This is a genomic window from Roseivivax halotolerans, assembly GCF_900115815.1.
In the GTDB taxonomy this organism is placed as follows: domain Bacteria; phylum Pseudomonadota; class Alphaproteobacteria; order Rhodobacterales; family Rhodobacteraceae; genus Roseivivax; species Roseivivax halotolerans.
In genome coordinates this window covers 49,327-68,760 of sequence record NZ_FOXV01000015.1, presented here as the reverse complement: position 1 = coordinate 68,760, position 19,434 = coordinate 49,327, and the positions used below count along the sequence as shown (strand labels likewise).

Here is a 19,434-nt window from a genome sequence, read left to right as displayed (position 1 = left end):
CGATTTCGTCAGATTGATCGGTGACTTATTTCCGATCGCGCCATGCGGCCTAGTTGTTGACCTTGGGGCAATGCGTGAGGTCCTGAACATGTCCGACTTCGAGAGCGAACAAGAGACCATCTCCGATCTGCGGGTCGGCTACTACCTGAGCGTCATGGTCGCAATTCTGGACCTGCTTGTTGTCGCGGTCTCTTTCTATGCGGCGTGGTCTGCGCAAAGCACGTGGATGCAGTTCCTTGCGATTTTTGTAGGTGTCGTCGCCCTCTTGGCCTTTGTCCTGAGCATCATTCTGATCCGGAAAAACCACCGCCAACTTGGGGAAGCTTTTGCACGTGCAGAGTCCCGTTCCCTTTCGGCAAGAGGTGGGGCCGGCTCCGTTAAATCTGACATTGCGGTCGCCGGAAGCTACTTTTCTTATGGAGGTGTCCGCGTAGCCGGAAGCGGGGTGTCCAATACCGGGCAAAAGGTGCCCGACCCGGATCCGCCCGCGTGCGCCTGAGCTGATACGTCACGAAGCTCTGAGCGGAAACCTATAATATGCGGTGCGGCCGCGCCTTCTTGTTATAGGTTTTGATATAACCTATAATACATGATGCCTTCATTGGGGTGTATTATAGGTTTATCATGCGAGCTACCGACCTTTCTGACGAAGTCAAAGCCTGCCTAAAGCACTATCCACCGCCCCATTCAGCGCATCGCGGTGTCGTTCCAGCACGTCCGAGCCGCGGTCATATCGGCGTAGGAGGATCAAAGGTCGGTCTACGGGCGGCGGAGGCCGAGCGCACGCTTGCTCGCCTGACGCAGGAGTTCCACCACTCTGAGAGTGCCTTCGCATTGACGCGAATTCTCGAGCGTCAGGAAGCCGTCAGCAGTTCTTCTATCGAAGGAACCCAGAGCACCTTGGATGCGCTCCTCGAGTTTGAAGAGGACGGCGATGCCAGCGACGAAACGATCGAGACACGGGGCGTCTCGATTGCCCTCGATTATGGTCTTGGCCTGGTTCGTAAACACGGTCGCAACGCGTTCACTGTAGACCTCGTTTTAGGTCTACATGCTAGGCTCGCGGGCGCCATCAAGGGATTCAGAGGGGATCCGGGAACCATTCGAGAAGAAGTGGTTTGGATCGGCGGGCAAGGTAAGGACCCGTCTACGTCCACGTGGAACACGCCACCCCCGGCGGATGTTGCAGAATGTCTCGAGGACACGCTGTGCTACATGCGGGAAGAACCAGAGGACCAATCCCAATTTTCGATTATCGTGCGCAGTGCCGTCGCACACGCTCATTTCGAAGCGGTTCATCCCTTCTTAGACGGAAACGGTCGCATCGGCAGATTGCTGGTGCCCATGATGTTCGCAGCAAATGGCATGCTTCCGGTATACCTGTCTCCTTGGATCGAAGCTTATAAGTCTGAGTATTTTGAGGCACTAAAGGCGGCCCAGCAGAGGCTTGATCATTCGCCAATGATTGATCTTCTGGCGCGTGCCATCATCGGCACAGAGGTGGAGTTCCGAACCACCATCGCAGCTGTCGAAGAGATTGAGTCCGATTGGAACACGACGTTGAAGCTTCGGAAAAACTCGACAGCCCAACGTACACTGGCCATTTTGAAGTCATACCCCGTTCTCAGGGCTTGGACACTTGCGGACCTTCTGGGCGTGACCTTCAAGGCCGCATCCGATGGGTTGGCACAACTTGAAAGATTGGGGGTCGTTGAGGAGAGAACCGGGTTTTCCCGCAACAGGATTTTCGCCTCACCGGCGATGCTGAATGTATTGACGCGCCCCTTCGGCACAGATCCTGATCTGCATGACCATGGTGATAGTCCCAAATTGTAATTTGGTTCTTCGTAGTTCCCCGGCGTGTGCCTGATCGGTATGCGTTGGCCGGGACGCGGCCTTGCTTCTTTGCCGGTGGCGATGCTGCGCTGCGGCGAATACTTGCTCCATCGAAACACGCGCCCAGCGCATACCGAATGGAGAGACAACATGGCCGCAACGGCAGAGCACACCAACTATTCTGAAAAACGCGGGATCCTGAACCGTATCATGGATGCTATCGACCGGATGTATGCAAACCATCCGCGCCTGCAACGTGTCGAGCGCCTCAACGCGATGAGCGACGATGAGCTGGCACGCCGCGGCCTTCGTCGCCAGGACATCGTCCGGCATGTCTTCAACGACATCTACTACGTCTGATACCGAGCTCGTCAGCAACCAAGGTCGCCCCTAGTAAAGAATAGATAGGGATTAATTACGGCCTCGGGTGTACTCTGCTGTCCTTCGATAATTCAAAGGATAGGGTTTCACTGTACGGGACGAAAACATTACGGTTCTGAGCGGATCGAAGAATGCGAACGGTGAATTCTCGACTTTCGACATGGTCATGTCCAGGAACGGACTCGAAAGCGTTGTCGGCGTCGTCTACCGGAACCTCCTGAAGCGTATCTTCTGGACAATCGTGGGCGGGATTTCCGCCCTGGCTGTTTTCGCTGGCATCTTTGGTGAGACGGTGAATCCTCGCGATAGCACAGATGGTACTGAGCGCTCAGGCATGGGCCTTCATACGGACTGCGAAACCGGTCCTCAGTACCTCTCGACGCCGGATGGCGGCATCACACCGCGTCTGGATTCAGATGGCGTTCAGATGCAGAATTTCGTAACCGGTGTTTTCTCCCCACCTTCCTGCGCCCGGCCAAATCTGAGATCGGCTCCTTCAGGGTTAAATGGGAAGGAGTTTCTCCATGGATGCTACATTGGAGGTTCTCACGGTTGGTGGAAGCCGTCGGCGGAACCGGAAGTGGCCGGCTGAGGTGAAGGCCCGGATCGTAGCGGAGACTTTGCGGCCGGGGGCGAGTGTTGCAGCGGTGGCGCGAACACATGGCATTCAGGCGAACCATGTTTCCTCATGGCGAACGATGGCGCGTCAGGGCAAGCTGGTGCTGCCTGCGCCGGATGATGAGGTCGAGTTTGCCACGATGCTTGTCGCGCCACCGGCCCTCGAGAAGGCGGCCCCCGCCTCCGGACCTGCCGAGATCATCATGGGAGCGGTGACGATCCGGCTCGAGGCTGGGGCCTCGGCGGAACGGATTGCCGCAATCGTGCGTGCGTTGGCAGCTCCGGCATGATCTTCCCGTCGAACCGGGTGCGGATCCTGGTCGCCACCAGACCGGTGGACTTCCGCAAGGGGCATGACGGGTTGGCGGCTCTGGTGAAGAACGAGCTGCGCAAGGAGCCCTTCATCGGGACGGTCTTCGTGTTCCGCGCGAAGCGGGCGGACCGGCTGAAGCTGCTCTATTGGGACGGGACCGGCCTGGTGATGGCTTACAAGCGGCTGGAGGAGCACAGCTTCACCTGGCCCGCTATCCGGGACGGGCTCATGACGCTCAGCCATGCCCAGTTCGAAGCCCTGTTTGCCGGGCTCGACTGGCGGCGCGTCCGGGCCATCGAGGCCCGCGCGCCCGAGACCGTCGAATGACTGCGGCAGGATGACTCGGGTGGTGCTTTGGGCGGGCGGAACCGGGGCTGGTCTGATAGATCGGCTCCATGCTGAGTGCCGCCGACCTGCCCGATGACATTGACGCCCTGAAGGCGATGCTGGTCGCCTCAGAGGCGCGCAATCTGCGCAAGGATGAGCGGATCGAGCGGCTGGAGAAGCTGGTCGTGGCCTTCAAGCAGGCCGCCTTCGGACGCAAGTCGGAGAAGAGTGACCCGGACCAGTTTGAACTGGCGCTGGAGGATCTGGAGACGGCGATTGCCGCGGTCCATGCAGAAGAAGAAGCCGATGCCCCGGCTGCCAGGCGGAGCGCCAAGCCCCGGGCGGTCAATCGCGGGGCGCTGCCCGACCACCTGCCGCGCATCGAGGAAGTGATCGAACCCGAGAGCCTGACCTGCGCCTGCGGGGGCTGCCTGCATTGTATCGGCGAAGACGTGTCGGAACGGCTGGACATCGTCCCTGCCCAGTTCCGGGTGATCGTGACGCGCCGCCCCAAATACGCGTGCCGCAGCTGCACTGACGGCGTCATGCAGGCACCGGCGCCGGCACGTCTGATCCCCGGTGGGCTGCCGACCGAGGCGACGGTCGCGCATGTCCTGGTCAGCAAATACGCCGACCATCTTCCCCTGTATCGCCAGGCGCAAATCTACAGCCGCCAGGGTGTCGTCCTCGACCGCTCGACGCTCGCGGACTGGGTCGGGCGGGCAGCCTTCGAGTTACGCCCTGTCTTCGATGCCCTGATGGCAGACCTGAAGCGCTCGACCAAGCTCTTCATGGACGAGACCCGCGCCCCGGTGCTCGATCCGGGCAAGCGGAAGACCAAGACTGGATACTTCTGGGCGCTGGCGCGGGATGACCGGCCCTGGGGCAGCGAAGCACCGCTCGGAATAGCCTTCAGCTATGCACCTGGTCGCGGCGGATGCCATGCCGAGCGGATCTTACAGGGCTTTGGCGGCGTGCTACAGGTCGACGGCTATGCCGGCTACAACCGGTTGCTCGCCCCCGATCGGGTCGGCCCCGATATCCGGTTAGCTTTCTGCTGGGCGCACGCCCGGCGCAAGCTGGTCGAGATCACCCGCGCCGGTCCGGCGCCGATTGCCGAAGAGGGCGTGAAGCTTGTCGGCGACCTCTATCGCATCGAAGTCGAGGTCCGCGGGTGTGATCCCGCAGCACGTCTTGCGGCGCGGCAGGAACGCTCTGCAGCGATCATTGCCGAGGTTGAGGCCTGGCTCACCCACCATCGCGCCCGTGTCGCGACGAAATCGCCCCTGGGCGAGGCCCTAAAATACATCGCCAAATACTGGGACGGCCTCTGCCTGTTCCTGACCGATGGTCGGATTGAGCTCGACAACAACACCGTCGAGCGGACCATCCGCCCCATTGCGTTGAACCGGAAGAACGCCCTCTTCGCCGGCCACGATGCCGGGGCGAAAAATTGGGCTGTCATCGCCTCGCTGATCGAGACCTGCAAGCTCAACGCCGTCGATCCCCACGCCTGGTTGGCCGCTACCCTCAGCGCTATCGCGACGGGCCACATGCAGAGCCAGGTCGATGACCTGCTGCCATGGAATTATCCCGGCAAGGTGTGATCAGAACACCGGTTACGTTACGCTTTGTCGTCGTTCAAGAAGAGGAGGATGACTGATGACGCACCGAGCCCGAGGGCTTCTGGTCCGACAGAGAACGATGGCAGCTTGTGCATTCCGGGCGCATTTGGCCGAATATGGAGTTATCGTCCCACAGGGTAGGTACCGGGTCGATGCCCTCATCGCAAAGCAGGACGAGATACGAGAGGATCTACCGGAGGATGCGTGCTTCGCTTTGGATGCTCTCGTCGGGCAACTGGATGCGCTGAATCAGCAGATCGATGGGATCGACATCCGGTTAGCGGAGATCCACAAAACCAATTCGATCTGTCGCTTGCTTGCGACCATACCGGGGATAGGGCCGATTACCGCAACGGCCTTTGCCGCGACTATCCCGGACCCGTCGGCGTTTCGATCAGGGCGGGAGTTTGTTGCCTGGCTTGGACTGAATAGCCCCATGTATCGTGGACGCCTTCTTCGCTAATTTTGAAGCAAGGAGGCCATGATGAGCAGCAGCAAGTTCAGCGACGAGTTCAAGCGGGACGCGGTCGCGCAGATCACCCAGCGGGGCTACCCGGTTAGGGAAGTATCGGAGCGTCTCGGGGTCAGCCCGTATTCGCTCTATGCTTGGAAGAAGAAGTTCGCGAAGGCGTTATCGGGAGAGGCGGAGAAGGACACGGAGATCCGTCGGCTCAAGCGTGAACTCCTGAGAGTGACGGAGGAGCGGGAGATCCTAAAAAACCGTTCCGGGCCGCAGCCCGCCTGTGCGCGGTAGTAACAGCCTGTGCTACGCTTCGCCCGAAGGGCAGTTACCGATCGCTTATTGGTGGGCTGGACCCCGTTAAAAAACGTGGCACATGGGCTGATGCGCACTTGAGAGTGGTGACGCCGCCATCGCGGCGATCCCGGATAGGAAGATGACGAACTTGCATGGCCCACGCCCTTCGTTCTGAACGGAGGAGATGTCATGCCCAGACTTACGACCGGCGACCACCCGGACCTGAAGATGGTCAATCCCAATGCGGCCGCGATCGACATCGGCTCGACGATGCACATGGCAGCGGTAAACCCGTCCAGCTGTGACATGCCGGTGCGCGCCTTCGGCACGTTCACCCAGGATCTGCACGACCTCGCCGACTGGTTCCGGTCTTGCGGCGTCACCAGCTTGGCCATGGAATCCACCGGCGTCTACTGGATCCCGGCGTTCGAGATCCTCGAGGCCCGAGGCTTCGAGGTGATCCTGGTGAACGCCCGTTATGCCAAGAACGTGCCCGGCCGCAAAACCGATGTCAGCGATGCAGGATGGCTGCGCCAGTTGCATTCCTACGGCCTGCTGCGTGGTAGTTTCCGCCCCGAAGCCGAGATCGCAACCCTGCGTGCTTACATGCGCCAGCGCGAACGTCTCACAGAGTATGCGGCCGCTCATATTCAACACATGCAGAAGGCGCTGATGGAGATGAACCTGCAGCTGCATCACGTCGTGTCCGACATCACCGGCGCAACAGGCATGCGGATCATCCGTGCCATCGTCGCCGGCGAGCGCGATCCGGAGGTTCTCGCCGCTCATCGTGATCTGCGCTGCAAAGCGTCCACCGAGACGATCAAAGCCGCGCTGGTCGGCAACGACCGTGAGGAGCATGTCTTCGCGCTTACTCAGTCTCTGGAACTTTACGACTTTTTCAAAGCACAGATCGAGGTGTGCGACCGAAGGCTGGAGGCGGCGGTTGGAGCGCTTACTGTCCGGGCAGACGATGATCTGGCTCCGCTGCCGAAGGCACGGATCAAAGGCAGGCAGCACAATGCACCGTCCTTCGATGTTCGGGCCGCACTTTACGGGGTGTTGGGCACGGACCTGACGCAGATCCACGGGCTTGGGCCATCGCTGGCTCTGAAGCTTGTGGCCGAATGCGGCACGGACCTGTGCGCCTGGAAAAGCGCCAAGCACTTCACGTCGTGGCTCTGTCTGGCCCCGGGCAACAAGATCTCTGGGGGTAAGCTGCTGTCCTCTCGGACACGCCGATCCTCCAGTCGTGCCGCTGCACTCCTGCGTCTGGCGGCAGTCACGATTGGCCGAAGCGACACGGCATTGGGCGCGTTCTATCGGCGGTTGTCATCACGCATTGGCAAGCAGAAGGCGGTCACGGCGACAGCGCGCAAGATCGCAGTGCTGTTTTACAACGCTGTGCGGCATGGCATGACCTATCAAGATCAAGGCGCCGCAGCCTATGATGAGCGACACCGCCAGCGCGTTCTCGCGAACCTCCAGCGGCGCGCCAAGACCCTGGGCTACGCCTTGGCGCCCGTTTTGCCTGAACCGGCTGTTTCTTAGGAAGGCGACTGCGTATTTCGCCAAGGATGCCAAGTGAGATACGCGTTCGTGGCCGAGCATCGCGGGCAGTTCTCCGTCCGGGCGATGTGCCGGTGTCTGCGCATCCAGCCGAGCGGCTTCTATGCGTGGTTGAAGGCGCCGCCCCGCAAGCGTGCCCAGGAAGACGCCCGCCAGACCGAACTGCTGAAGGAGGCCTGGGTCGAAAGCGGCAAGGTCTATGGGCACCGCAAACTTCACGACGATCTTCTCGAACAGGGCGAAGACGTCTGCCTGAACCGCGTCGCGCGCCTGACCAGGCTGGCCGGGATCACAGCACAGATCGGCTACAAGCGCCGACCCGGGAAGTATGGTGGCAAACCCTCGGTCGTGGTCGACAACACTCTGGATCGGCAATTCGACGTGGAGGCGCCGGATAATGTCTGGGTGACCGACATCACTCTGAGTAATTGATCCCCCGCGCTCTCTGACGGTCCATTGTGGCCGAGGATGAAGGAGAGTGGATATGGAAGAACGATACTATGTGGGCCTGGACGTCTCCAAGGATGCCACGGCGATTTGTGTGCGGCGCACCGATGGCGGGGTTGATCGTGCATGCGAGGTCGCGACGGAGCCGGACGTGATCTGTGCAGCGCTCGAGGATTTCCGGGGCTCGCTCGCACGCGTGGTTCTCGAGACCGGGCGGATGTCGAACTGGCTGCACGGCGAGTTGACGCTGCGGGGACTCCCGGCCATCTGCGTGGATGCCCGTCAAGCTCACGCGGTGCTCAGCCAGATGCACAACAAGACGGACGCGAATGACGCGGCGATGCTCGCCGACCTGGCGCGCACGGGCTTCTACCGGAAGGTCGAGGTTAAAAGCCGCCATGCGCAGGAGAGGCGCGCGCTGCTCTTGGCCCGGGATGCCGCCATAGGGGCACGGCGTAACGCCGAGAACACCATTCGTGGCCTGCTCGCGAGCTTCGGGCTGCGCGTGCCCGCGCAGCCTCGGACCTACGAGGGGCGTATTCGCGCGGTCCTGGAAGACCAGGACGGGCTGACCCCGATCATCTTACCGCTTCTGGCGGTACGCACGGAGGCGCTTCGCCAGGCGGCCGCGCTGACCAAGGAACTGGTCCGTCAGGTGAAGGCCTCGGATGCTTGCCGGCGACTGATGACCGTGCCCGGCGTCGGGACGGTGGCGGCGGCGACCTTCGTAGCCACCATCGACGCGCCAGGGCGGTTCGCCAAGTCGCGCTCGGTCGGGGCCTACGCGGGGCTGACGTCCCGGCGCCATCAGTCGGGCGCCGTTGACTATGGCGGTCGGATCTCCAAGCGCGGCGACCGGCTCTTGCGAACGATGCTCTACGAAGCGGCGAATGCGCTGCTATGCCGCGTGAAGCCCGGCCGCGGCCAGGCACTCAGGGGCTGGGCCATGGCCGTGAAGCAGCGGACAAGCCACAAGAAGGCGGTTGTCGCGCTGGCCCGCAAGCTCGCGGTCATCATGCACGCGATCTGGATCTCCGGCGACGTCTACCAGGAACGGGAGGCATGAAGCTTATGTCGATGACGATTTAGGGCGGCCTATTCGAGACCCCGCCCCAGCAGTTGCCGCGTCGGCTGACGGTGGCAGGCAACGGGACGAGCCCGCGCGATCTACTTGCGGCCGACTTCGGACCGCGCATTTCACCTTCGGGACGCCCGAGCCTTGAACGCCGAGATGAAGCGCCACATCGGCGACTTCGGAAAGAACCTTGCAGGCCGCCGACGCCGACAGCAAACTGAACGAGCGCGGAGGATCAATTAAAGAACCTACATCCGCACCCAGGAAGGCTTCGCCTACCTCGCTGTCGTAATAGACCTGTTCTCTCGGCGCGTGGTCGGATGGTCCATGCAGTCGCGCCAGACGACCGACGTCGTGCTCCAGGCTCTGCTCATGGCCACATGGCGGAGGAAGCCGAAGGCTAAGGTGCTGATCCACTCCGATCAGGGAAGTCAGTTCACCAGCATGGACTGGGCCGCTTTCCTGAAAGCCCATGACCTCGAGCACTCCATGAGCCGTCGAGGCAACTGCCACGATAACGCCGTCGCCGAGAGCTTCTTCAACCTGCTCAAGCGCGAGAGGATCAGGCGGCGCAGCTACCGCACCCGAGAGGAAGCCAGGCGAGACGTGTTCGACTACATCGAGATGTTCTACAACCCGAAGCGCAAGCACGCGCGGAACGGAATGCTGTCGCCCCTCGAGTTCGAGCGGCAGCAGAAACTGAGGAACGAGGGCGTCTAAGAAATTCGGGGCTATTCACTCCCTAAGATCAGTCTCGACTAGATGCCTTGGCATCCGGCACCGGCGTTGTTGCCAAGATTGGTCATGCCTATCACTTAAGGTTTTTGCTTGGCACATGTGTATCAAGCAAATTCAGAAAAATGCGAGACCTCTGTGGAGTGCGCCCACGCGGAGGGACACGACTACGCGGCGGTTGTGACGGGGGATAGGGCGTTGCATCTTTAGAATTACGCGAGGCTGATCCCCACCTAGACGTCCATCCTGGTGTGAATTATCGATAATCTATCATGGTTGCTAAAGCAGATTCCCACGCCGCGCGGATTAATCGCGAGCTTTCCCGCCGTATCGTGTCCGGACAGATCGCCGCGGGAGAGCGTCTGCGGCAGGATCACATTGCTCAGGAGTTCGGCGTCAGCCACGTACCAGTGCGAGAAGCCTTCCGTCGGCTTGAGTCTCAGGGGCTTGTCGAGAGCGAACCTCGCCGCGGAGTTCGGGTTGCGGCTTTCGGGTTCGACGAGATTCGAGAGGTCGCACAGATGCGCGGGGCGCTCGAAGTGCTAGCGCTTCGCAACGCCGCGCCGCACCTCACGGCTTCCATCTTGGATGAAGCAGAGGAAGCCACCCGTGCAGGCGATCGCGCCGGCGATGTATATGGCTGGGAGGCGGAGAACCGTAAGTTTCATCGTACCATACTGACACCCTGCGGGATGCCCCGCCTAATGCGTTCGATCGATGATCTGCACGTAGTGAGTGCGCGTTTCCTGTTCTCTGGGTGGAGCGCGGAATGGGAAATTCCGACTGACCGCGATCATCGCGCGATCCTTGTTGCCCTGCGGGCCAGAAATGTGGACCTTGCCGCCTCGATTCTGGCGCGGCACGTGACATGGATGGGCTCGAAGGCGCGCTAGAGCAGGCCTTTCGGCAGGGAGCGTTAACTCGGCCATGCCTTTGGCAGACTTCTGGATCGCTCGATTTTACGGCGTCCCTTGCGATGCATCCACGTTCCCGACAAAAGTTAGATATCGGATAGAGATTCTATCTATAATTTTGAAAAGGATGATCGCACGATGACCTCAGCCGCCACGCCAGCCGGTGCTGCACGCACCTCGTTAGACATTCGCAATCGCTCACTCGCCTGGAAGTTTGGCGCGGTGGTCTTGGGAACCGTGTTCCTGGCGCTTTCGTCCTATGTCGAGGTTCCGATGGTGCCTGTTCCCGTAACATTGCAGACCTTTGCGGTGGCCCTGATCGGCGCGCTCTACGGGTGGCGGCTCGGCGGCATCACGATCACGGCCTGGCTTGTCGAGGGGGCTCTGGGTCTGCCCGTTCTGGCCGGGGGCGCTTCGGGTGCGCAGCACTTCATAGGGCCGACGGGCGGGTACCTTTTCGCATTCCCTGTTGCAGGCATGATCGTGGGTTGGCTGGCCGAACGCGGCTGGAATGGGAAGCGCGTCGGACTGGCCTTCGTCGGCATGCTCGTCAGCAATGCAGCCTGCCTTGCCTTGGGCGCAACGTGGCTGGCGGTGCTCATTGGCCCCGAGCAGGCTATCATGGCCGGTGTCGTGCCGTTCCTCCTCGGTGCCGTTCTGAAGTCTGCGCTCGGCGCGATGGTGCTCAAGCTGATCCACGGCAGGATGAAGCATACCGACGCATGACGGTGCTGCTTCGGCCCCACCATCTTCTATGCATTCTAACCCATGTTGGTAGGGGATATTCCCCTGCCTTCACGGCCAACATGGCAGCGATCATCGAGCGCGTATCCGCGGGGGAAGAGATCGAGATCGTCGATGGTCCCGACGATATCTGCGCGCCCCTGCTCCATGAAGAAGACGCGCATTGCCGCCGTGACAGCGTGATTGCGCGGGACCGGGCCGCGTCGGACGACATCGGGAAGGTGCTGCAGATCACAGTTAGGTCGGGGGCGCGGCTTTCGCTGGACGACGCATCGATTCAGTATCTGCGCAGCGCGTTTGCCGACATGCGCTTGAGGTCGGCTTGCGAAGGTTGCGCATGGGCCTCCTTATGCAGCGACGTCGCCGCTGCACGGTATGCTGGCACTTGCCTTCATGGCAAAGACTGATTTTAGCCTCCTCCCGGCCGCTCGTGCGCATTGCGACGAATGGTCAAAAAATTCCTTTGTCCAGACACTTCGACCTGCACAGGGCCGTTATGCTACCATCCCAAGTTAGTCGCCAGCCTGTCGCGGGCTGTGCGACCATTAGGCCGCTAAGTGAGCGCATAGGGTGAGAGTGTCACATGGAATTATGGCACCTTGCAAAAGCCGACAAAAATAGTATGCCTTTCCGAGTATGGGCGAGGAAAGGATGCCTCACATGGAAGAATCTGCGGATCCTGCCGTGACGCGCGACGGGTCGGTTAGAGGGCCAGGATCGGCTATTCGTTGCGCCGGCATCTGCGCGGGATACAGCACGGAACGCATCCTGCACGACGTGGATTTCTGCGCTCTGGACGGAGGGATAACTGCGCTGGTCGGACCGAACGGTTGTGGCAAGTCTACCTTGCTCAAGGTTCTTGCACGGATCCTCAAACCCGGATCTGGTCGGATTGAACTGTTTGGAGCGCCGTTGGCCGATGTGCCCACGCGCCAGATTGCACAGAAGATGGCACTTCTGCCGCAAGGACCGATCGCGCCCGAGGGCTTGTCAGTGCGCGAGCTGGTGGCGCAAGGACGCTTTCCGCATCAGTCGCTTTTGCGACAATGGACACGCAAGGATGCTGATGCCGTCGATGAGGCAATGGCATTAACCGACGTTGCCGAGCTGGCCGACCGGCCTGTAGCATCGCTTTCCGGTGGTCAGCGCCAGCGGTGCTGGATAGCGATGGTGTTGGCACAGGACACCGAGGTGATCCTGCTCGACGAGCCGACGACGTTTCTCGATTTGCGTGTCCAGGTCGATATCATGTCGCTGCTCTACCGGATCGCGCGCGAGAAAGGGCGGACACTGGTCGTAGTCTTGCATGAATTGAATATGGCCGCCGCCTATGCGGACCGTATCGTGATGATGCGGGACGGCTGCATCGTCCAGGAGGGACTACCGGGCGAGACGGTGTCGGGAGACAACCTGAGCCATGTCTTTGATTTAGATGCGCAGGTGATCGCGGACCCCGAGACCGGTCGGCCCGTGTGCATCCCTCGAACCCGAATTCAGGCGCGCGCGGCGGAATGATGTCGCGCGCACTCTACCTGGGACCACCGGTCGTGATCGGCGGCATCCTCCTGCTATTCCTGTGGCATATCGCTGTCGGCGCCAAGGCGATCCCTTTATTGACCGTCGCGCAATCGTTCTGGGCCTTCGACCAGACCGAGTTCGATCATGTCGTGATCCGTAATTTACGCCTGCCGCGCGCAATCTTCGCGATCAGCGTGGGTGCATCGCTCTCAGTTGCCGGAGCTCTGATGCAGGGCGTGACCCGAAACCCCCTGGCCGAGCCGGGCCTTCTGGGATTGCTGGCTGGGGCATCATTTGCTGTCGTGGCCGCGATCGGGTTCTTCGGCCTCGCGGCGCCTGGCTGGATCCCGGCTGTTGCAGCGTTGGGAGCGCTCGGGGGCGCGGTTATGGTTTGGACTATCGCGGCGCGGGTGCCTGGTGGGGCAACACCGTTGTCGCTAATTCTCTCCGGCGCCGCGGTGACCGCTTTTCTCGGCGCCCTCATCACCCTGATGCAGCTCATGGACGAGCAGACTTTCGAGAGCCTGCGCGTCTGGCTGACCGGCACCTTGGCCGGTCGCCAGATGGACGTCTTTTTGTGGTGCTTGCCATGGTTTGCCGCTGGACTGTTGATCTCATTCGCGGTCGCGCGTCAGGTCACCGCGCTCGCCATGGGCGAAGAAACGGCGATTGGCCTCGGCGTCGATATCGCGCGACTGAAGATTATTGTTCTCATCTGCGTGGTTGTGTTGACGGCTGCGTCGGTCGCCGTTGCGGGGCCGCTTGGATTTGTCGGGCTCGTCATCCCGCACGTCGCACGACTGCTCGTCGGGTCGGACTACCGGCTCGTCGTGCCGTATTCGGCCGGCATCGGTGCAGCCTATCTGCTGCTGGTCGATATCGCGGCGCGGTTGGTGCTTGCGCCGGTCGAGGTTTCGACAGGCATCGTAACCGCGCTTCTCGGCGCGCCTTTCTTTATCTGGTTGGTGAGGACGCGGCTATGAATGACGCATTGATCCTGCGAAGCGCGGGCGAGCGAATAGCGCTGGCAGTTCCGATCAAGGGTCTTCTGGCCGTGTCAGGATTGTCGGCGGTCATCCTCGGGATCGTTGCGATCAGTTTGATGTCTGGAAGCTATCCGCTCGATTTGCCAGGTGTCTGGGCCACATTGACGGGTGTGCCGCCGGAAGAGACAGCTTCCACTGTTGTCTGGCAGTTTCGGTTTCCACGTCTTCTGGCTGCGCTTCTTGTCGGTGCGCTTCTTGGTCTGTCAGGAGCGATCCTGCAGAATGTTACGCTCAATCCCTTGGCTGACCCCTCGCTCGTTGGCGTCAGCCAGGGGGCATCGTTGGCTGTCGTCGCAATCATCGTCGCCTTTCCAGGTGCGGACGGTCCTTTGCGACCGTTGTATGCATTCGGTGGCGCACTTGTCGTCGCGGCGATCATTCAATGGATCGCCATGAAGCGGGCAGGGGGCGCGACCATGCGCTTTATCCTGACCGGCATCGGCATCGCCGCCTTTATTTCAGCGATCACTTCGGCCATGCTGACCTATGGGCAAGTCGATCAGGCTTTGTCGGCTCTTGGTTGGCTGGCCGGCAGCATACATGCGGCGGGCTGGGGCGAGGTCCGAATGCTGTCGCTTCTGACCGTGTTACTCGTTCCGGCTGTGATTTGGGCGGTGGGACCGATGCGCGCACTTCGCTTCGGGCCGGACATGGCGACCGGGCTCGGCGTGGCCGTGCGCCCGGCACGGATCATTCTGATCACCCTCGCCGTGGCTTTGGCGGCCATTGCAGTGTCGGCCGTCGGCCCGCTTGGTTTTGTCGGTTTGATCGCCCCGCACCTGGCGCGACGGCTGGTTCACACTGGCCTGGGACTCCAACTTGTTCTGACGGGGCTTGTGGGCGCGGTGATGGTCTCAGGTGCGGACCTGATCGGACGCGCGCTGTTCGCACCCGTTCAGATCCCAGCCGGGATCGTCACGGCGCTCGTCGGGGTGCCGGTCTTTGTGATGGTTCTGCTGCGCAGCCAAACGAGAACACAACTTTAAAGATCTCCTGTGCGGACATCTTTTACGTTTATTACCTTGAATCTTGTTTCCGACTATTTTAGTCAAGATTCGTTCGAAGGCGCGCCAGCCCCATCGCCAGCCAGCTTTGAAACCCAAAAAAGACTGGTGATGAGGGATACATGGGAAGGCAAATTAGATTCGCGCGCGGTGGTATGGCCGGGTTTCTCGCCTGTTCGGCGTCAATGATTGCAGCGCAAGCGTGTGCCGATACCGAGCTGAGCTTCGGTTTCAGTGCAGATGGGTACATCGCCGAAAGCGATATGAACGGGAGTGACAGCTACGTGGGTCTCTACCCGGAGTTCACGTTGACGACGACTGCCGATAGTGGCTGGAGTGTCGAGGCGTATTTGGCACCTGAGCTTTATACGAGTTCCAATGACGAAAAGGAGTTTGGAGCTGATGACCCGTATACTTTCAGCTCGCTCACAATTACCACACCGGGCGGCCTGTCGTTCGGTGCGGAATATGAGAGTACCTATCTCCGCGAAACCGAAGAATTCTTCCGTGACGCCTACGCTTTATTCATCGAGTCGGACGCAATCGGGCGTTTGGCCTACGGAGACATCGACAGCGCCGTTGGCTTCAGCTGCATAACGGCACCAGGCGGTACCACGAACTTCGCTGCCGACGACCTGACGAATTTCGGAAGCTGTGAGAGCTTCGGGTTCCAATCCACGCTCCTCTACAATACGCCCGACTTCAACGGCTACACGGTCTATGCAAGCCTGTCCAACCCGCCCGATGAGGATCTATCGGCGGGTGATCCCAGTCGGACATTCAGCCTGGCGCTCGCCTATGCCGGCGACGTCAGCGGCAACAGCCTCGAATACACAATCGGGTTCGAGCGCGTCACCGACTACTTTGGGACGCCAGATCATGGCGGCGCGCATGCAACTGTCGTCCAGGCAGGGGCGACCTATGGGATTGGTGATCTGATCTACAGCGCGTCCGGATCGGCCCAGTTCTATGAGGGAACAGACACGACGCAATTTGGTCTCGCACTCGGGCTCGATTGGCAGGCAACCGACCGTCTGCTGATCGGCGGCGGGGTTACCCGCGCCCAAGTGGCCGACTTCTCGACGGCAGATTTTTCGACTGAGCATCAAACAACCTACGGTCTCTCGGCAGAGTACGCCGTCATTCCGGACCGCCTGACTCTCGATATCGGGGCGTCACGACTGTCGGCGCCGTCGGGCGATGACACGCTGATCGGCGCCGGGTTCTCGGTCAGTTTCTAACGAAGGACCGGGCCGCGAGAGCGGTCCGGTCCTCTTCGGTGACCACTCCGGTCATCGCCCAAAAAAGAGGACATGCTGCATTGAAAAACGCGATCGTCTTTGCCTTTTTTGCCGCCGCCATGGGGTCATCTGCAGTTGCCCAGGATTGCGCCGAAGGCCAACGCCTTTTCGTTCATGACCATGGCCAGACCTGCATCCCCGAAACCCCGGAGCGCATTGTGTCCCTGCGCGGCGAACAGTTCACGGCGCCGCTTTGGGAGCTGGGTGCGAATCTTGTCGGCTCTTCGGGCCGAGTGGACGGCTCCAAGAACGACGGTCTGCCGTACCCACGCGGCGCCTACGATATCTTCGGGCTGACGTTCTCCGACTCTGACCTGACTTGGGTTGGTGATCCGAACAATCCTGATCTCGAGGCGATTGCAGGGGCCGACCCTGATCTCATTCTGATACCCGATTGGCAGACTGACATCTATGACCAGCTCTCGATTATCGCGCCCACTGTGGTGATTGGGATTTGGAGCAATCCCCTTTTGCAGCGGTTCGAGAAGATCGCAGATGCCGGCGGTGTGCTGGAGGAGTACGAGGACCGCCTCTCGCAATTTAACACGCAGCTCGCCGACGGCCGGCGCGTCGTCGAGGACATGATCGGCGATTCGTCAGAAGTCAGCGTCGCCGTGGCCGAGGCTTTCGACGGAAAGCTCTGGGTCTACAAGGATTACGCGGCCCTCAGCCACGTGATCGACGAACTTGGTTTCGTCACACCGCCGGTGATCGCGCAACTCAAAGACGGCAATGCTGAGTTGAGTCCCGAAATTTTGCCGCAGATCGACTCAGACTTTATGGTCGGCACTTACAATATCGCATTCGACCAGCCGCCCAGTACCCGCCTTGCAGAGTGGGACGACCTGGTCCCTGGCTGGGACGAGATCCTTCATGCACCCCGCCACAATCAGCATTTACTTCTCGACCGGGAAACCATGCGAGGCGTCAGCTTCCGCGCGCTCGAAAATACACTCGCAATCGTTCTGGCGAATATAGCGACCCGAGATTTCGTGCCGCTGAACAACTGATGGAACCATTAGGTTGCGCGTCGCGCGTTTTTGAAAGGAGCCTGTCATGCCCCAGGATGCTATTATTCCGGATACCCACGGCGCAACTTTCTGCGCCGATCACAGTCGTGCCATGGGCGAGGACTTGGCCGGCAGGGGAGGTTTTCCAGAGCGCAAGATCCTGATCCGGTGGCCGAAAGCTGCGTGGCGCTACAGTCGATTTGCGGCAGAGGGAATGCCGCAGGATCTGCTCGATGCCATCGATCGGGTTCAGGACGCGGGCTGGAATGTCAGTCTAATAGACCGCAAAGGCGAGCCGGACGCGCGCCATACGGTCTTGCTTATGCCGGATCGGCTGGCGTTTCATCTGGCCACGGGCGACTTACCGGGCTTTGTCGATGCCGTCCCGCGGGGGCTGTCCGTCATGGAGCGGTTTTCTCCGCGCAGCATGGAGCCGCGTACAGTCCTCGTTTGCACCCACGGCAAGCATGACCGCTGCTGCGCAAAGTTCGGATTCGCCACCTACAAGGCATTGGCGACAGAGGCTGCACGCCGCGGCGATTTTTGCGTTTGGGAGGCAAGCCATCTTGGCGGCTGCCGTTTTGCAAGCACCGTCGCAACCCTGCCGTCTCGCCGTAAATATGGGCGGGTCGCGCCCGCTGACGCGCCCGACTTTCTTTCCGCTGAAGCTGAGGACCGCCCGTATGTTCCCTGCTTTCGGGGCAGCGCTCAATTCGATGTCGCGGCCCAGACCGCCGAGGTGCTGACGCTCAGGGCTATCGCACCAGAGCACCCCCACGCAGTGGCGCAAATCGCCGAACTAGAAGGCCCCGCTTCAGCCCGGCGCTTCTTGGTCGAGGTGGCCGGGCACTGCGCCGAAGTAATTTGCCGACCCGAGCGGAGCTACGCCTACAACGCCTGCACGGACTTGGCCGATAATGTACCGCATGCTGGTTTCGATGCCTGGCACGGTGAGCTTCTGTCACTGGAGGCGCTGCCATGAGCCAGACCTTGGCAGGCGCCGTGACCCCGCCTCGCACGAGACGCGAAGCAGCGCCGATCCAACCTCTACGACAGTCCCATTCCCGATCTTCAGACCAGAAAGTCGTCATGAAACTCGCATATACCTCAGCCGTTGCGCTCGTAGTGACCCTCGCCACACCGGCTCTTGCTCAGGATTGTGGTGAGGGTTTGCGCGCCTTCGAACACCATTTGGAGACGAGCTGCATACCTGAGGATCCACAGCGCATCGCCAGCCTCCGCGGCGACCAGATTACCACGCCGCTGCTGGATATCGGCGCGCCGATCGCGCTTACGGTCATGAACCGGATGGAGGATGGGACGACGTATATTCGCGGCGCTGCCGACATCTTCAGACAGCAGTTCATCGAGGCATCGGGCGTCGAATATTTCAGCGACCGCGCGACGATAGACGTTGAAGCGTTGGCGGCCGAGCAGCCTGATCTCATCATCGGGCGCATCTGGAATGAGGAAATCTACGACCAGCTTAAGGCTATTGCACCAACCGTTATTATCCCGCCCAACATGCCGTTCCTCGAACATTTGGAGTGGCTCGCCGACGCCGCGAATATGAGCGACACATTCGACACCGAGCTTGCACGTTATGAGAGCCGGATTGCCGAGGCGCGAGAGGTCATCGGCACCCCGTCAGAGATCACGCTGTCGCGCTTCGATCTTTGGGATGACGGCCTTTGGTATTATCCGAACTGGGGCGCGATCGACCAGGTCATCAACGACATAGGCTTCGCCAAGCCCACGATCCAAACGGAGGCCACCGAGGGGCTCAGTGGTGTCAGCGTCGAACGCATTCAGGAGTTTGATGGTGATGTGCTGATTTCGAGCCGAGCGCCGCGCTTTGGGCAGACAATTCCGATGCTGAAAGAGCAGTGGGACAGCGTGGCGCCTTTTTGGCGCAACCTGGATGGCGTCGAGACAGGTAATCACTTCTGGTATGAGCGCGACATTCTTGTCGGCTACACGTTCGAGTCCCTCGATCGGTCTATCGATTTCCTGACGGCGATAACCGCCGGCCGCGGGTTTGAGTGAAGTCGTCATGATCTCTCTCACCTCACCGTATCCGAACATTGATCAGCCCGATGCCGAATGTAGCCAAGCGCTAGAGAAGCGCAGAAAAAGACGAGGCGCATTTCCTCGACTGCGCGTCGATCGGCCGTTTCAAACGCGCATGCCTTCGATCGCTGCCGCTGGCGGACG

General features: G+C 60.6%; 19 protein-coding genes and 3 pseudogenes. All 22 read left to right on the top strand.

Features of this window, described 5'->3' with window-relative positions:
• Nucleotides 1–88 precede the first annotated feature (88 nt).
• The 22 genes and pseudogenes from BM171_RS16450 to BM171_RS16345 all read left to right on the top strand — a co-directional run bounded on the left by BM171_RS16450 (nucleotide 89) and on the right by BM171_RS16345 (nucleotide 19,266).
• Nucleotides 89–499: a hypothetical protein gene (locus BM171_RS16450; protein ID WP_139218726.1), complete on the top strand. Its 411-nt coding sequence runs from the start codon at nucleotides 89–91 to the stop codon at nucleotides 497–499.
• Between the two features lie 125 nt (nucleotides 500–624).
• A complete protein-coding gene (locus BM171_RS16445; protein WP_093015002.1) occupies nucleotides 625–1,836 on the top strand; it encodes a Fic family protein in 1,212 nt (403 codons plus the stop codon).
• Between the two features lie 150 nt (nucleotides 1,837–1,986).
• Nucleotides 1,987–2,196 (top strand): hypothetical protein, encoded by a 210-nt coding sequence (locus BM171_RS16440; protein ID WP_093015000.1) that lies wholly within the window; start codon nucleotides 1,987–1,989, stop codon nucleotides 2,194–2,196.
• 545 nt (nucleotides 2,197–2,741) lie between these two features.
• On the top strand, nucleotides 2,742–3,125 hold the full coding sequence (gene tnpA, locus BM171_RS16435; RefSeq protein WP_093014998.1) for an IS66-like element accessory protein TnpA: 384 nt from the start codon (nucleotides 2,742–2,744) through the stop codon (nucleotides 3,123–3,125).
• Complete coding sequence (gene tnpB, locus BM171_RS16430; protein WP_093014996.1) at nucleotides 3,122–3,475, top strand: IS66 family insertion sequence element accessory protein TnpB; 354 nt, start codon at nucleotides 3,122–3,124, stop codon at nucleotides 3,473–3,475. The genes tnpA and tnpB overlap by 4 nt, the downstream gene beginning before the upstream one ends.
• A 68-nt stretch (nucleotides 3,476–3,543) precedes the next feature.
• Nucleotides 3,544–5,082 carry an IS66 family transposase gene (gene tnpC / locus BM171_RS16425; protein ID WP_093014994.1) on the top strand — a complete coding sequence of 513 codons (1,539 nt, stop codon included), beginning with the start codon at nucleotides 3,544–3,546 and terminating at the stop codon, nucleotides 5,080–5,082.
• A gap of 55 nt (nucleotides 5,083–5,137) precedes the next feature.
• The gene (locus BM171_RS19450) at nucleotides 5,138–5,563 is read left to right on the top strand and encodes a transposase (RefSeq protein WP_093014992.1); all 426 of its coding nucleotides are present in this window, start codon (nucleotides 5,138–5,140) and stop codon (nucleotides 5,561–5,563) included.
• 18 nt (nucleotides 5,564–5,581) lie between these two features.
• Nucleotides 5,582–5,818: pseudogene (locus BM171_RS16415) on the top strand (transposase); the annotation flags it as partial.
• 228 nt (nucleotides 5,819–6,046) lie between these two features.
• Entirely contained in the window at nucleotides 6,047–7,408 is a 1,362-nt protein-coding gene (locus BM171_RS16410; protein ID WP_093014990.1) for an IS110 family RNA-guided transposase, read from the top strand.
• 12 nt (nucleotides 7,409–7,420) lie between these two features.
• Nucleotides 7,421–7,846: pseudogene (locus BM171_RS16405) on the top strand (IS3 family transposase); the annotation flags it as partial.
• Nucleotides 7,847–7,910: 64 nt separating this feature from the next.
• Nucleotides 7,911–8,939 (top strand): IS110 family RNA-guided transposase, encoded by a 1,029-nt coding sequence (locus tag BM171_RS16400; protein WP_093014989.1) that lies wholly within the window; start codon nucleotides 7,911–7,913, stop codon nucleotides 8,937–8,939.
• 255 nt (nucleotides 8,940–9,194) lie between these two features.
• Nucleotides 9,195–9,668, top strand: a pseudogene (locus BM171_RS16395) (IS3 family transposase); the annotation flags it as partial.
• Between the two features lie 284 nt (nucleotides 9,669–9,952).
• The gene (locus BM171_RS16390; protein WP_425438959.1) at nucleotides 9,953–10,576 is read left to right on the top strand and encodes a GntR family transcriptional regulator; all 624 of its coding nucleotides are present in this window, start codon (nucleotides 9,953–9,955) and stop codon (nucleotides 10,574–10,576) included.
• 159 nt (nucleotides 10,577–10,735) lie between these two features.
• Nucleotides 10,736–11,323: a biotin transporter BioY gene (locus BM171_RS16385; protein ID WP_093014986.1), complete on the top strand. Its 588-nt coding sequence runs from the start codon at nucleotides 10,736–10,738 to the stop codon at nucleotides 11,321–11,323.
• Nucleotides 11,320–11,748 (top strand): DUF1284 domain-containing protein, encoded by a 429-nt coding sequence (locus tag BM171_RS16380; protein ID WP_093014984.1) that lies wholly within the window; start codon nucleotides 11,320–11,322, stop codon nucleotides 11,746–11,748. The genes BM171_RS16385 and BM171_RS16380 overlap by 4 nt, the downstream gene beginning before the upstream one ends.
• Before the next feature lie 253 nt (nucleotides 11,749–12,001).
• Nucleotides 12,002–12,856 carry an ABC transporter ATP-binding protein gene (locus BM171_RS16375; protein ID WP_093014982.1) on the top strand — a complete coding sequence of 285 codons (855 nt, stop codon included), beginning with the start codon at nucleotides 12,002–12,004 and terminating at the stop codon, nucleotides 12,854–12,856.
• Nucleotides 12,856–13,842 (top strand): FecCD family ABC transporter permease, encoded by a 987-nt coding sequence (locus BM171_RS16370; RefSeq protein WP_093015035.1) that lies wholly within the window; start codon nucleotides 12,856–12,858, stop codon nucleotides 13,840–13,842. Before BM171_RS16375 ends, BM171_RS16370 begins: the two co-directional genes overlap by 1 nt.
• Nucleotides 13,839–14,891: a FecCD family ABC transporter permease gene (locus BM171_RS16365; RefSeq protein WP_093014980.1), complete on the top strand. Its 1,053-nt coding sequence runs from the start codon at nucleotides 13,839–13,841 to the stop codon at nucleotides 14,889–14,891. Before BM171_RS16370 ends, BM171_RS16365 begins: the two co-directional genes overlap by 4 nt.
• Nucleotides 14,892–15,064: 173 nt before the next feature.
• Complete coding sequence (locus BM171_RS16360) at nucleotides 15,065–16,150, top strand: porin family protein (protein ID WP_093014978.1); 1,086 nt, start codon at nucleotides 15,065–15,067, stop codon at nucleotides 16,148–16,150.
• Between the two features lie 80 nt (nucleotides 16,151–16,230).
• Complete coding sequence (locus BM171_RS16355) at nucleotides 16,231–17,220, top strand: ABC transporter substrate-binding protein (protein ID WP_093014976.1); 990 nt, start codon at nucleotides 16,231–16,233, stop codon at nucleotides 17,218–17,220.
• Nucleotides 17,221–17,266: 46 nt separating this feature from the next.
• On the top strand, nucleotides 17,267–18,202 hold the full coding sequence (locus BM171_RS16350; protein ID WP_093014973.1) for a sucrase ferredoxin: 936 nt from the start codon (nucleotides 17,267–17,269) through the stop codon (nucleotides 18,200–18,202).
• Between the two features lie 107 nt (nucleotides 18,203–18,309).
• Nucleotides 18,310–19,266, top strand: a complete 957-nt coding sequence (locus tag BM171_RS16345) for an ABC transporter substrate-binding protein (RefSeq protein WP_175497605.1) — start codon at nucleotides 18,310–18,312, stop codon at nucleotides 19,264–19,266.
• Nucleotides 19,267–19,434: the final 168 nt, after the last annotated feature.